Annotated in this window: 1 protein-coding gene; it reads right to left on the reverse strand. The window is 70.3% G+C overall.

Translation table 11 applies throughout. The features are described from left to right. Positions 1–933, reverse strand: a 933-nt coding sequence (locus ON43_RS35115) for a DUF885 domain-containing protein (RefSeq protein WP_245568887.1), incomplete at its 3' end; no start/stop codon positions are given. Between the last annotated feature and the right edge of the window lie 79 nt (positions 934–1,012).

Here is a 1,012-nt window from a genome sequence, read left to right on the forward strand (position 1 = left end):
CTCCTCGCCCTCGTTGTAGCGCAGGGCGGCGTCCTCGCGCAGGCGGGCGAAGATGGCGGTCTGGTCGGTGAGGCCGAAGTGGCGGCCGCCGATCTCCTCGTATTCGTCGCGCAGCTTGGCCAATTCGTCCAGGCCGAGCTGGTGTATCTCGTCCGCGCCGAGGTCGGGCAGGGTGGTGTGGCGGCGCAGCAGGCGGCCGTAGATGTCCGCGCCGTCGTCGCCGAGCCAGCACAGGCCGGGCTTGTCATCGGGGCGGGCGGCGGGCTCGAGCTCGGTGGCCAGCACCTCGCGGTAGGCGGCGAAGGCGGGGCGGATGACGTCGCGGGCGACCTCGGACAGTTCGGCGCGCCAAGCGGTTTCGCCGTCCCAATTCGCGGGGCCCGACATGGTGGCGAACGGATCGTCCTTCAGGTCGGAGGCCAGGTAGCCGTCGAGTTGGTTCAGCGAGCGCGCGATGGTGATGTGCGCGGGCGTGCGCCCGGCCGCCAGACCGGCGCGAAAACGCTCCACGGCCTGATTCATCAGCGTGCCGAACTGCCGGTAGCGGTCGACGAGTTTCCGCGCGTTCTCCGGTTCGGGCGCGTTCACCTGGGGCGCCGCGGTCAGCATTCCGGCGTGCACACCGGTCATCTGGTCGGAGGCCATCTCGACAGGTCGCCACTCCAGATACGAGACGGCGGAGGCCAATTCGGTGTGCAGCAGGCTGCGGGTGGTGCGGTCCTCCTCGCTCAACCGCGCCGGGTCCAGCCGTTCCACCTCGGCGAGCAGCCCCCGCCAGTTGCCCAGCAGACTCTCCTCGGCCTCGACCGAGAGATCCTCGATCCGATCGTCGAATCGCCTGTCCCCCAACAGTGTCGCCTCACTCGGCGCGGACTCCATCATGGCGTCCCAGTAGCGGTCGGCGAGTGCGATGAGTTCCTCGTGCGCGTCCATGCCGACCATCATGCCCGTCCGCGCGCGGGCGTCCGGGTGAAGCGGGTCAGCGGCGGGGCGGGACCGGGATGCGCATGAG

The sequence above is a fragment of the Nocardia concava NBRC 100430 genome, from assembly GCF_000308815.1.
Classification (GTDB): Bacteria; Actinomycetota; Actinomycetes; order Mycobacteriales; family Mycobacteriaceae; genus Nocardia; species Nocardia concava.